Source organism: Vibrio jasicida 090810c, from assembly GCF_002887615.1.
In the GTDB taxonomy this organism is placed as follows: domain Bacteria; phylum Pseudomonadota; class Gammaproteobacteria; order Enterobacterales; family Vibrionaceae; genus Vibrio; species Vibrio jasicida.
In genome coordinates this window covers 1,609,110-1,622,088 of record NZ_CP025792.1, presented here as the reverse complement: position 1 = coordinate 1,622,088, position 12,979 = coordinate 1,609,110, and the positions used below count along the sequence as shown (strand labels likewise).

General features: G+C 45.5%; 11 protein-coding genes. 10 read left to right on the top strand and 1 reads right to left on the bottom strand.

Annotated elements, in window-relative coordinates:
* Positions 1–413 precede the first annotated feature (413 nt).
* From rodZ to C1S73_RS07570, 9 genes are all read left to right on the top strand, one after another.
* Positions 414–1,370, top strand: coding sequence for a cytoskeleton protein RodZ (gene rodZ, locus C1S73_RS07610; RefSeq protein ID WP_038869593.1), 957 nt, complete (start codon positions 414–416; stop codon positions 1,368–1,370).
* 5 nt (positions 1,371–1,375) lie between these two features.
* Positions 1,376–2,494: a flavodoxin-dependent (E)-4-hydroxy-3-methylbut-2-enyl-diphosphate synthase gene (gene ispG, locus C1S73_RS07605; protein ID WP_005424674.1), complete on the top strand. Its 1,119-nt coding sequence runs from the start codon at positions 1,376–1,378 to the stop codon at positions 2,492–2,494.
* Positions 2,495–2,549: 55 nt separating this feature from the next.
* Positions 2,550–3,818, top strand: coding sequence for a histidine--tRNA ligase (gene hisS, locus C1S73_RS07600; protein WP_038869595.1), 1,269 nt, complete (start codon positions 2,550–2,552; stop codon positions 3,816–3,818).
* Positions 3,819–3,943: 125 nt separating this feature from the next.
* The gene (locus tag C1S73_RS07595; protein WP_038869596.1) at positions 3,944–4,558 is read left to right on the top strand and encodes a YfgM family protein; all 615 of its coding nucleotides are present in this window, start codon (positions 3,944–3,946) and stop codon (positions 4,556–4,558) included.
* Positions 4,559–4,570: 12 nt separating this feature from the next.
* A complete protein-coding gene (gene bamB, locus C1S73_RS07590) occupies positions 4,571–5,731 on the top strand; it encodes an outer membrane protein assembly factor BamB (protein ID WP_038869598.1) in 1,161 nt (386 codons plus the stop codon).
* A 181-nt stretch (positions 5,732–5,912) separates the two neighbouring features.
* Positions 5,913–7,409, top strand: coding sequence for a ribosome biogenesis GTPase Der (gene der / locus C1S73_RS07585; protein WP_038869600.1), 1,497 nt, complete (start codon positions 5,913–5,915; stop codon positions 7,407–7,409).
* Positions 7,410–7,488: 79 nt separating this feature from the next.
* Positions 7,489–8,358, top strand: coding sequence for an alanyl-tRNA editing protein (locus tag C1S73_RS07580; protein ID WP_038869601.1), 870 nt, complete (start codon positions 7,489–7,491; stop codon positions 8,356–8,358).
* Positions 8,359–8,654: 296 nt separating this feature from the next.
* Positions 8,655–9,659: a GGDEF domain-containing protein gene (locus tag C1S73_RS07575; RefSeq protein WP_038869603.1), complete on the top strand. Its 1,005-nt coding sequence runs from the start codon at positions 8,655–8,657 to the stop codon at positions 9,657–9,659.
* A 71-nt stretch (positions 9,660–9,730) separates the two neighbouring features.
* Positions 9,731–9,955 (top strand): zinc ribbon domain-containing protein, encoded by a 225-nt coding sequence (locus C1S73_RS07570; RefSeq protein ID WP_033006191.1) that lies wholly within the window; start codon positions 9,731–9,733, stop codon positions 9,953–9,955.
* On the opposite strand, the gene xseA is transcribed toward C1S73_RS07570, so the two are convergent.
* Entirely contained in the window at positions 9,952–11,283 is a 1,332-nt protein-coding gene (gene xseA / locus C1S73_RS07565; RefSeq protein WP_038869605.1) for an exodeoxyribonuclease VII large subunit, read from the bottom strand. The two genes, C1S73_RS07570 and xseA, sit on opposite strands and share 4 nt — an antisense overlap.
* 232 nt (positions 11,284–11,515) lie before the next feature.
* On the opposite strand from xseA, the gene guaB reads away from it, so the two are divergent.
* A complete protein-coding gene (gene guaB, locus C1S73_RS07560) occupies positions 11,516–12,979 on the top strand; it encodes an IMP dehydrogenase (RefSeq protein ID WP_038869606.1) in 1,464 nt (487 codons plus the stop codon).

The window sequence follows — 12,979 nt, the reverse complement described above, 5'->3', positions numbered from 1 at the left end:
GTTGTAACAAATTCTTGAATAGCCAGAGCCTTATGCTCTGGCTATTTTGTTTGTAATATCTACACTGTATCCTTATAGACACAGCGTTGTGAGTAGAAATATTACTTAGCTGTGTCAATTTTTGGACAAAAGCTTGAGCTATCTGTTAATTTGAGAGCAAAGAGTTTTTGTCTTCCTTATACATTCGCTTATCATGGTGAGCGAAATATAACAAAGACACTGACTATTCTCAGTATTCTCTCAATTACGTTTGCTGATTCATTGCAAGCGAGCATTCATACTCCGAACACTGAGAATTTCTAAAAGATTATTTTGGTTAACGCGTTTAGGCTAGCTATCTTTAAGTGAGGCTTAAGAACAAAAACGAAAATAAATAACTGTGTTAGCCACCAAACAGATTAAATACCGCCATTATGACAGAACACGAAAACACCAATGAAGTCCCGCTTTCTATGGAAGCTGGCACGTTACTAAAAAACAAACGCGAATCTCTAGGGATGACTCAGAAGCATGTTGCTGATCGCCTAAGACTTCGCGTTTCTGTTATTGAAGATATTGAAAGTAATCGATTTGAAGCACAGCAAGTTACTACGTTTACTCGTGGTTACTTACGTTCTTATGCAAAGCTTGTTGGGCTTGATGAAAAGATTGTTTTGGCAGCTTTAGAGCAAACTTCTGAAGTTCACGTTAAGCCACAAGAAACAGAGATGCAAAGTTTCTCTCGTAAAACCAAACACGAGAAACACAATAGCCGAATTATGCTGCTCACATGGGCGATTGCGATTGTGATTACTGGTATCTCTGGCGCTTGGTGGTGGCAGAACCAGCAAGAAAACAGCCTTGCTCAAGTTGTGACAGAATCAAGTTCAGAAACGGAACAAACAGCGGACGATGCTGATATCGATCTAATGAGTGCCGATGAACTTATCGCAAGCACGCCTGCGGAAGTTGCGCCAGTGGTAGAAGTTGCTGAAGCCGTTTCATCTGCTGACGAGACGGTAAGTAAAGCAGAAAGCGCGGTAGCAACAACTGAAGAAACGATGACAGAAGCTGTGGCAGAAGAGCCTGTTGCGGTCATCGAAGATGCTCAAGCAACTCAAGAACCAATGACGCCTGTTGTGCCAGAGGGCATGACGTTATTAACCATGAAGTTTAAAGCAGACTGCTGGATTCAGGTTAAGGACTCGAATGGCAAAACGCTAGTAAGCGGGACCCGTAAACCGGGTCAAGACGTAGAACTTGCCGGAAAAGCACCTTTTAAAGTGATATTAGGCGCACCAGAAGGCGTAACCATGACATTTGCAAGTGAACCTGTCGACCTTTCTGGGTATACTTCAGGCAAAGTCGCTAGATTCACTTTACCGTTATAAATATTATGCAACACGAATCTCCAATTATTCGTCGTAAATCGACGCGTATTTATGTGGGTGATGTGCCAATTGGTGATGGTGCACCGATTGCTGTACAGTCAATGACAAACACTCGCACGACTGATGTGGAAGCTACAGTCGCACAAATCCGAGCATTAGAAAAAGTGGGTGCAGACATTGTACGTGTTTCTGTTCCTACTATGGATGCAGCGGAAGCTTTTAAGCTCATCAAACAGCAAGTGTCTGTGCCGTTAGTTGCGGACATTCACTTTGACTACCGTATCGCCCTGAAAGTGGCAGAGTACGGTGTTGATTGTTTGCGTATCAACCCAGGTAACATCGGAAACGAAGAGCGTATTCGCTCTGTTGTTGATTGTGCCCGTGACAAAAACATCCCTATCCGTATTGGTGTAAACGGTGGTTCTTTGGAAAAAGATCTGCAGATGAAATACGGTGAGCCAACGCCAGAGGCATTGGTAGAGTCGGCGATGCGTCACGTGGATCATCTAGACCGTCTTAACTTTGACCAGTTCAAAGTCAGTGTGAAAGCGTCAGATGTGTTCCTAGCGGTGGATTCATACCGTCTATTGGCAAAACAGATTGACCAGCCACTACACCTAGGTATCACCGAAGCCGGTGGTGCAAGAGCTGGTGCTGTTAAGTCATCGGTTGGTCTTGGTATGCTTTTGGCTGAAGGCATCGGTGATACGTTACGTATCTCATTGGCGGCAGATCCAGTAGAAGAGATCAAAGTTGGCTTTGATATTCTTAAGTCTCTGCGTATTCGCTCACGTGGCATCAACTTTATTGCTTGTCCAAGCTGTTCACGTCAGGAATTCGACGTGATTAACACAGTAAACGCACTGGAAGAGCGCCTAGAAGACATCATCACACCTATGGATGTGTCTATCATCGGCTGTGTCGTAAACGGCCCTGGTGAAGCTGAGGTTTCACACCTAGGTCTAGCAGGTAGCAATAAGAAGAGCGCATTCTACGAAGACGGCAAACGTCAGAAAGAGCGTTTCGACAACGATGACCTAGTGAACCAGCTAGAAGCGAAAATCCGTGCGAAAGCGTCTGTATTAGACCAAGCTAACCGCATCGATATCAAACAAGAAGATTAATCTCATAGCTTGAGCACGCTAAATGTGCTCGGGTTACTAAGCGACGGTAATAATTGTGGCAAAGAAAATCCAAGCAATCCGAGGCATGAACGACTGCCTTCCAACTCAGTCTCCGCTGTGGCAGAAACTTGAAAACGCAGTAAAAAGTACCGTGAGCGCATACGGCTACAACGAAGTGCGCATGCCAATCGTTGAAGAAACAAACCTATTCAGCCGCGCGGTTGGCGAAGAGACAGACGTCGTTTCAAAAGAAATGTACACCTTTGATGATCGTAACGGAGACAGCCTAACACTTCGCCCTGAAGGTACAGCGGGCTGTGTACGTGCATGTATTCAAAATAGCCTGATCAACCGTGACGAACAACGTCTATGGTACATGGGGCCAATGTTCCGCCATGAGCGCCCGCAGAAAGGTCGTTACCGTCAATTCCACCAGTGTGGTGTTGAGGTGTTCGGTCTAAATGGTCCAGATGTTGATGCTGAGCTTATCATGATGACAGCACGTCTATGGCGTGAGCTGGGTATCCATGAACATGTTCGTCTTGAGCTTAACTCTATCGGTTCTCAAGAAGATCGCGCAGATTACCGCACGGCACTGGTTGCGTTCCTTGAGCAACATATCGATGTGCTAGACGAAGATTGTAAGCGTCGTATGCACACGAACCCACTGCGAGTTCTGGATACGAAGAACCCTGAAGTTCAGGCTATTTTAGGCGATGCACCTCGTCTTTCTGAGTACTTAGGTGAAGAATCTAAAGCACACTTCGCAGGTCTATGTGAACTTTTAGACGCTGCAGGTATCGAATACACAGTTAACGAGCGTCTAGTTCGTGGTTTGGATTACTACAATCGTACGGTGTTTGAGTGGATCACTGAGAGCTTAGGTGCTCAAGGCACAGTATGTGGCGGTGGTCGTTACGATGGTCTTGTAGAACAATTAGGTGGCAGTGCAACACCAGCAGTTGGTTTTGCAATGGGCCTAGAGCGTCTTGTTTTGATGCTAGAAACACTAGAGCTAACAGATGTTCGTCGAAGTGTTGATGTTTACGTAGTGACAGCTGGCGAAGGCACAATGATGGTAGGCATGAAGCTAGCAGAACAGCTTCGTGAAGCTGTTCCTGGTGTTCGTGTGATGAATCACTTCGGTGGTGGTAACTTCAAGAAACAGTTTAAACGCGCAGACAAAGTCGGTGCTGTTGTAGCATTAGTGCTGGGCGAAAACGAAGTTGCGGATAATACCGTAGTACTAAAAGATTTGGTTGGTGGTGAGCAAGAGACTTACAATCAAGCAGAAGTTGCTGAGAAGATCGCAGCACTTATCTAAGTCTTTTAATAAGCTAAAGATTATATCCTAATTTGTAATAACGAGGCTCCCAAGATAGGAGCCTTTCGACGAATAGGAGCAATGGTAGCCCTTGCTGCCATTTACATGTTTTAAGAGGACAGGAAGTGGAACTTTACGATACTGAAGAACAACAAGTTGAAGCCATTAAAGACTGGTGGAAGGAAAACGGCAAAGCCGTCATCATCGGTGCGGTTGTTGGTTTAGGTGGTCTATTTGGCTGGCGTTACTATCAGGATTCTGTCGTTCAGGCGAGTGAAGCAGCTTCTCAAAGCTACACAACGGCGATGAATGCTTTGCAAACGAAAGGCGCAGATGCTCAAACAGATATTCAAGCGTTCATTGATTCAAACAAAGTGAAAGAGTACTCAGTACTTGCTGCACTTCAATTAGCAAAAGTTCAGGTTGATGCAAAAGATCTTGCCGCTGCGCTTGAGCAATTGAAATGGGCTCAAAGCAACACGAAAGATGCCGCGCTAACTCCACTTATCAGCTACCGTATTGCGCGCATTGAAGCGGAAATGGGCAACTTTGACGCAGCAAATGCTGAGCTAAGCAAAGTAACAGATGCAGCATGGACTGGTCGTATTGCAGAACTTCGTGGTGATATCGCACTTCGTCAAGGTGACAAAGAAGCGGCATACGCAGCTTACACGGAAGCTCAGCAAGCAGCAGATGCTAGCCCGACGCTACAAATGAAATTGGACGATCTGGCGAAATAAGGACCGCATTGGATGAAAAGAGTCTTTAAGAAAGCCTTGTTAGGGGCATTAACAGTGGGAATTCTTGCCGGTTGTGCTAGCGAGGAAGACACCATTGTTATGGCTCCACTGCCTCAGGTAGATAGCCAGTTCACACCAAGCAGTGAATGGAGTACATCAATTGGAGATGGCGTAGGTCATTACTTCTCTAAGCTGTCTCCTGTCATGGCCAATGACACTCTGTTTGTTGCTAGTCGTGATGGTTTAGTTAAAGCATTGGACCCAGAAAACGGCAAGCAGAAGTGGCAAGTAAATCTAGAAGAAGATGTGATTGCTCGTCTTTCTGGCGGTATTACAGCGGCTTACGAAAATCTTTATATTGGTTCTGAAAACGGTGAAGTGATCGCGCTTGACCAAGAAACTGGTGACGTGATTTGGCGTATTGAAGTTGGCGGTGAAGTATTGGCGAAGCCAATCGCAGACTCAGGTTTGATCATCGTTAATACTAGCCGTGGCACTCTCATTGCGCTTGACGAAAGCACTGGTGAGCAACGTTGGGCACTGAGCACTGAAGTTCCAAACCTAACCTTGCGTGGCGATAGCACACCAACTGCAATCGGTGGTGGTGTATTCTGGGGTACTGCGAATGGACGTCTTGCGGCGGCAATCGTTGAACGCGGCCAGTTGATTTGGCAACAGCCAGTTGGAACACCAAAAGGCGCAACTGAGATTGATCGTCTGGTTGACGTAGATTCTTCTCCTATCGTTCTTGGCGGTACTCTTTTCACTGTTGGTTACAACGGGCAGTTGATTGCTATCGACTTGCGCAGCGCAAACCCAATTTGGAAACGTAACTACTCATCAGCCACAGATATTGCGACAGATGGTAGTCGTATCTTTGTGATTACAGAGAAAGATCATGTGGTCGCTGTTGATGCACGTAGTGGTACTGAGCTTTGGGAAAACAGCAAGCTTGAGTACCGCCAGCTAACAGCACCTGTCCTTGTTGATAACTATCTTGTTGTTGGTGATACATTGGGTTACTTGCACTGGATGGATCGTTCAACGGGTGAGTTCGTCGCACAACAGTTTGTCGATGACAGCGGCTTCGCTGTAGGGCCAACCTTGTTGTCAGATGGTTACGTGATTACCACTCGCAATGGCGATGTAAAGAAACTAACCATTAACGAATAATATCGTGATATAATTCACATTCGGCTCCTGGCTGGTAACAGTTAGGGGCCGTTTTGTTGTTTGAAATTATTATTTATTAACAGTTATTCCTGACGTGGTTATAGGTAAAAAGCTGGTTTGATTTGGCATTAGGCAAGTCGTTACCTATAACTACAGAAGAAAGATTATTGTAGAGGTTGTTATGGTACCTGTTGTTGCTCTTGTGGGGCGTCCAAACGTAGGTAAATCTACGCTATTTAACCGATTGACTCGTACTCGTGATGCGTTGGTTGCGGACTTCCCTGGCCTAACGCGTGACCGTAAATATGGCCAAGCTCGCCTTGGTGAGGAACACGAATTCATCGTTATTGATACCGGTGGTATTGATGGTACGGAAGAAGGCGTAGAAACAAAGATGGCAGAACAATCGTTAGCGGCTATTGATGAAGCTGACGTAGTGCTGTTCCTTGTTGACGGTCGTGCCGGACTAACGCCATCGGATGAAGCGATTGCTGCGCATCTGCGTAAAATCGAAAAGCCAGCGATGTTGGTAGTAAACAAAATCGATGGTATTGATGCTGACGCCGCATGTGCCGATTTCTGGCAGCTTGGTGTTGACGATATGTACCAAATCGCTGCGGCACACGGTCGTGGTGTAACGGCATTGCTAGAGCGTGCATTAGCGCCATTTTTCGATGATCTACTGGCAAGTGAATCTGAAGAAGGTGAGATTGAAGATCTGACTGAATTCGAAGATGAAGAGTTAGCGATCGAAGATTACACCGAAGAAGACGCAGAAGCTGAGTTCAAACGTTTGCAAGACCAGCCAATCAAACTGGCAATTATTGGTCGTCCAAACGTAGGTAAATCAACGCTGACTAACCGTATTCTTGGTGAAGAACGTGTAGTGGTATATGACATGCCAGGAACCACTCGTGACTCTATCTATATTCCAATGGAACGTGATGGTCGTGAGTATGTGCTGATCGATACTGCGGGCGTACGTCGTCGTGGTCGTATCAACGAAACAGTAGAAAAATTCTCTGTTGTTAAAACGCTGAAAGCCGTAGAAGATGCAAACGTGGTTCTATTGGTTATCGACGCGCGTGAAAACATTTCTGACCAAGATCTTAGCCTACTTGGCTTCGCACTGAATGCTGGTCGTTCAATCGTACTAGCGGTAAACAAGTGGGACGGTCTGGATAACGATGTAAAAGAGAATGTGAAGAAAGAACTCGACCGCCGTTTAGGCTTCGTTGATTTTGCACGTATTCACTTTATCTCTGCATTGCACGGTACTGGCGTTGGTCACTTGTTCGAGTCGATTCAAGAAGCGTACAAGTCGGCAACGACACGTGTAGGTACATCTGTTCTTACTCGTATCATGAAGATGGCAACAGACGATCACCAACCGCCTATGGTTCGTGGCCGTCGTATTAAGCTTAAATATGCACACGCGGGTGGTTACAACCCACCAATCGTGGTTGTTCACGGTAACATGGTTCGCGATCTACCTGATTCGTATAAACGTTACTTGATGAACTACTTCCGTAAGTCTCTGGAAATCATGGGTACACCAATCCGTATTAACTTCCAGAACAGCGATAACCCGTACGAAAACCGTGGTGGCAAGCTGACTCTTTCTCAAGAGCGTAAGCGCAAACGTATGATGTCTGCAGTGAAGAACCGCAACAAGTAATCGCCTAAGATTTTATGAATACCCAAGTTTCGACTTGGGTATTTTTTTATTCGAAGCTTTCATAAGAAGTAATCAACACATGACAATCACAGCAACCAAGACGCGTTTCTGTCATCAAACTTGGCAGTTAGAGGCGCACGTACAATTTGTTCAATCTACATCAGAAGCTACCCATGTTGTTACTGATGTCACGCCTTTTCATCCTGTCAGCCACATTTGGCCTGATCATCCTGCAGACAAAGGTACCCTTACTATCAAGGGCATAAGCTATGAAGTAGCGGATTGCCAAGTTGGAGCGGTAGAGCTTGCAAGTGGAGAATTGCATGTCGGTACAGCAATTCCTGTAAAACGCGAGACGGAAGGCTGGGCATTTGTGGTGGTACACGTATTGTCACGAACTGATGCTATTAAGGCTGGTGATACTGCATTATTGGAAGTCGACAAAGAGTACCAGTTGTCGTTAAGTCGCGGTCATAGCGCAGGACACATCGCATATCTTGCGCTCAATAAGGTGCTGGCGCAGAACTATTGGCGTAAAGATGCTGACCGTAAAGACCCGCATGGTAACTACGATTTCAATAGCTATGCGCAAGAAACCAGTTTTGTCACCCAAGACAAATGTCTGGATACGTATCGTTTAGGCAAAACACTCCGCAAAAGGGGTTTAAACAGTGCAGATATGCTGTCTGACCTGAAAAGTATCGAACAACAGGTGAATGTTCTGTTGGGGGATTGGTTAAAAAGAGACGCTGCAATCACTGTCGATTGCCATGGGGAACACCTCACGGACTCACGTTATTGGCAATGTGATTTAGGCGAAGGAGAAATCGCTGTCATCCCTTGTGGGGGAACGCATGCGAGTCATTTGAGTGACTTTGGTTCTATCCTAGTCACGCTAGTGGAAATAGACTCACAAACTATCGAAATGCACACCGATGTAATACGCTAAATTTGGATTCTGATCTTTTTATTAAATCCTGTTATCGTGGTTTTTGGTTCGAAAGTGTAGTTTTTAGTTCTGAATAAAATTGAGAGACAGAATATGTAACTTATGCTTTCGGTATGTGGTTATATAAATATTCTTTTAAGGGGTGATCGCTGATCAAAGGGGAAATATCCGAAGATCAGTATGTGATCTTTTATAGTGTCGCGTGCGCATAATGTGAGTTAGCTACCTGTGTAATATTAATAGATTTATTATATTCCTAGCTAACAAACATAATAACAATGTGAATACGCAGTACGATGGATAAAGATAGACTGTTAGATGCTCACCGAGCAGTCAATCGTCTTTTAGGTAAGCTTGCTCTTGGGATGAGTCGCGATAAACTTAATCATGAAGTGATTGAGTTAAGTGAACATTTGTTCGGAAAGAGGCAAGCTTCAATATTACGATTACAGCCAGATACAAACACACTTCATTTAGAATTTGCCCCGCATTTGCCTGATTTTTATAACCAAGCGATTGAAGGCGTTCCTATTGGAGCTGATATTGGTTCTTGTGGGGCTGCCGCATTTTTAAAGCAAACCGTTGTAGTGAGTGATATTGATCATCATGTTAACTGGGCGGCTTTTCTTAAACTTACTCAGCAGGCTCAACTCCGGGCTTGTTGGTCTGTCCCTATTATTGCTTCCGATGGACATGTGCTTGGTACATTCGCGGTCTACAGTACTGAACCGTCAACACCGCACCCTTATGAAATTGAAGTACTAGAAATGCTTGCGGCTTTGTATGCGATTGCATTGGAGAAGTTTCGCCTGGAAGAGCAGCTCCACTTTCATGCAAGTCGAGATTCATTAACTCACTGCTTCAATCGTCGAGCTTTGTTGGCCGAGGTTGACCACAAAGTGAATGGTGAATGTGGGCGGAATGCCGTTGTCGGTTGCTTTTTTGTCGATATCGATGAATTTAAGTACATCAACGATCGTTTTGGTCATGAAGCGGGTGACCAAGTGCTTATTTTAGTGGCTGAGCATTTAAAGCAGGTCTTTCGTTCATGTTCAGTGATAGGGAGATATGGAGGGGATGAGTTTGTTGGCTTTAGCTGCTTTGCTGATGATCGCGCTTATCAAGAGTTTGGTATCCGTTTAGAAGCGGAGCTCAACCAAATCTGTCATTTAGAAGAATATTCAGTTAGGGCAAGTATTGGTTGGGCTTGTAGTTTAGCGAGTGAACGTGCAGTGTTAGAGCAGCTTATCCAACAAGCTGATGTGGCAATGTATCAAAACAAGCGTGCCAAACGAGCGTGATTAAGATCAAAGCACAAGATTGCCTTATGATTAAACTGTGAGTCAGTAAATAGAAGTTTTTAGGGGTAACCATGCAACCGAATATTTGCCCAACATGCGATATTGAGCTGGAGTGGACAGGTCAATACCACTGTAATCAATGTGAGTCGGATTATAAGAAAGTGGGATTTTGTCCAGATTGCGACGCTGAACTAGAAAAGCTACAAGCTTGTGGTGCGGCGAACTATTTCTGCAACAGTTGTAATGAACTCAAATCGAAATCACGTGTTCGATTTGAGTTTCAGAAAGTCAGTTAATTAACGGTTGAGCGAAGCTCACCATCAGATAAGCGGGTGACCAATACGTCGCCCGTTTTTACATCTTTCGCTTGAGTAACAACCTGACCTTGCTCAGTTTGAGTGATCGAGTAGCCACGTTTTAGCGTTGCCAGTGGGCTTACCGTATCTAGCTTTTCTGCTGCAATTGCCAGTTGGTGACGCATGGTCAGTAGCTTACGGTCCATCGCATCCAGCAATTTTTGCTCAACTCGATCAAGCTTCGACTTCTGCTCAGCCAAGCGCTTTACTGGTGAGTTCAGTTGTAGGCGATGATGCTTACGCTCAACAGCTTGTTGGCGTGTAGTAATGAATCGTTGCATCGCGCGTTGTAGGCGCATCTCCAACTCATCAAGTTGTTGCGTCTGGCGTTGCAATTGATAGCTTGGGTGTTGGCGCTCTAAACGGTGTATAAGTTGAGCTGATTGCTGTTTTTGCTGCGCTAGGTAGTAACGCATTGCACTGGCTAGCTTATGTTGACGAGTCACCAAAGCTTGATCTTTGTGGCTGTTATCGCGGCTTACCAATTCAGCCGCCGCTGATGGAGTCGGCGCTCGCATGTCCGCTACAAAGTCGGCAATAGTCACGTCAACCTCATGACCAACTGCACTGATGATCGGAATTTGGCTTGCAGCAATCGTGCGAGCAAGAATTTCGTTGTTAAAGCACCAAAGGTCTTCTAACGAGCCGCCACCACGACCAACAATCAATACATCACATTCATCACGACTGTTTGCACGACCGATCGCTTGCGCAATTTGAATGGCCGCTTCTTCACCTTGCACCATGGTCGGGTAAACCACCACGGGTAGGGAAGGATCACGGCGTTTCAATACGTCTAAGATGTCGTACAGCGCTGCACCGGTTTTTGAGGTGATCACACCAACGCGTTTTGGGTGCTCAGGTAAAGGCTGCTTATTGGTTTGAGCAAACAAACCTTCTGCTGCCAATTTCATCTTAAGTGCTTCGAACTCTTGTTGCAGACGACCATCACCTTCAGGTTGCATGCTTTCAATGATCAATTGATAGTCACCACGAGGCTCATACAGAGACAGACGTGCTTTAACTAATACTTGATTGCCGTTAGCAGGTTTGAAAGTGACGCGACGATTGTTACCACGGAACATGGCACATTTAACTTGAGCGCGAGAATCTTTAAGAGTGAGATACCAGTGACCAGAGACAGGAGCTGAGAAGTTGGATATCTCTCCGACAAGCCAGACGATCCCCATTTCGTTTTCAAGTAACAGGCGGACTTCCGCATTGAGTCGAGAAACAGTGAAGATGTTTTGATTGGTCTGGGAGAGCACAGCTAATTCCGTAGACGTGAGTATGGAAATTAGCGGCAATATAATACATATCAAGGGGGTAATTGCAAGAAAAAAATTAAAAAATTTGTGGTCAAGCGATTGCGTTAACCGTATAATCCCTCCGCAATATCTAATCCAAATGTAGCCAACAACCTAAAACTGGTTACCCTCATTATGCGAAACGATGAGATTGGATTGTTCTTTCTACTCCTCTAATTGTGAGATATTGCAAATGCTAAGAATTGCCAAAGAAGCGCTGACATTCGATGACGTACTACTCGTGCCAGCTCACTCCACTGTTCTCCCAAACACAGCTGATCTTCGCACTCAGCTGACTAAGAACATCACCCTAAACATCCCAATGATTTCAGCGTCTATGGACACTGTTACTGAAGCTCGTCTAGCTATCGCGCTAGCGCAAGAGGGTGGCATTGGCTTTATCCACAAAAACATGTCTATTGAGCAGCAAGCTGCTGAAGTTCGTAAAGTTAAGAAGTTCGAAGCTGGTGTCGTTTCTGACCCAGTAACGGTAAACCCTGAAGCGACAATCGCTGACGTGGTAGCTCTAACTGAAAAACACGGCTTCGCTGGTTTCCCTGTCATCACAGAGAACAACGAGCTTGTAGGCATTATCACTGGTCGTGATGTGCGCTTTGTTACTGACCTTTCTAAGAAAGTGTCGTCAGTAATGACAGCAAAAGAAAACCTTGCAGCAGTAAAAGAAGGTGCAACTCGTGAAGAAGTGCAAGAGAAGATGCACGAAGCACGCGTTGAAAAAGTACTGGTTGTGAATGATGATTTCCAACTAACCGGTATGATCACTGCGAAAGACTTCCATAAAGCAGAACGTAAACCAAACGCATGTAAAGATGAGCGCGGTCGCCTACGTGTTGGCGCTGCTGTTGGTGCTGGCGCTGGTAACGAAGAGCGTGTTGCTGCTTTGGTTGAAGCTGGTGTTGACGTTCTACTTATCGACTCTTCACACGGTCACTCTGAAGGTGTACTAAACCGTATCCGCGAAACTCGTGCTGCTTACCCAGATTTAGACATCATCGGTGGTAACGTTGCGACGGGTGCTGGTGCTAAGGCTCTTATCGAAGCGGGCGTTAGCGCAGTTAAAGTTGGTATCGGCCCTGGTTCAATCTGTACAACTCGTATCGTAACGGGTGTTGGTGTTCCTCAAGTAACAGCAATCGCAGACGCGGCAGAAGTGGCGAATTCATTCGGCATTCCAGTTATCGCTGACGGCGGTATCCGTTTCTCTGGTGACATCTGTAAAGCAATCGTGGCTGGCGCATCTTGTGTGATGGTTGGTTCAATGTTCGCAGGCACAGAAGAAGCCCCTGGTGAAGTGATTCTTTACAACGGTCGTTCTTACAAGTCTTACCGTGGCATGGGTTCTCTTGGTGCAATGTCTCAAGGTTCATCTGACCGTTACTTCCAGTCTGACAATGCAGCAGACAAGCTAGTACCAGAAGGTATCGAAGGTCGTATCGCATACAAAGGTCGTCTAAAAGAAATCGTACACCAACAAATGGGTGGTCTACGTTCAAGCATGGGTCTTACTGGCTCTGCAACGATTGAAGATATGCGTACTAAAGCTGAATTTGTTCGTATCTCAGGTGCGGGCATGGCTGAATCACACGTACACGACGTTCAAATCACTAAGGAAGCTCCAAACTACCGTCGCGGTTAA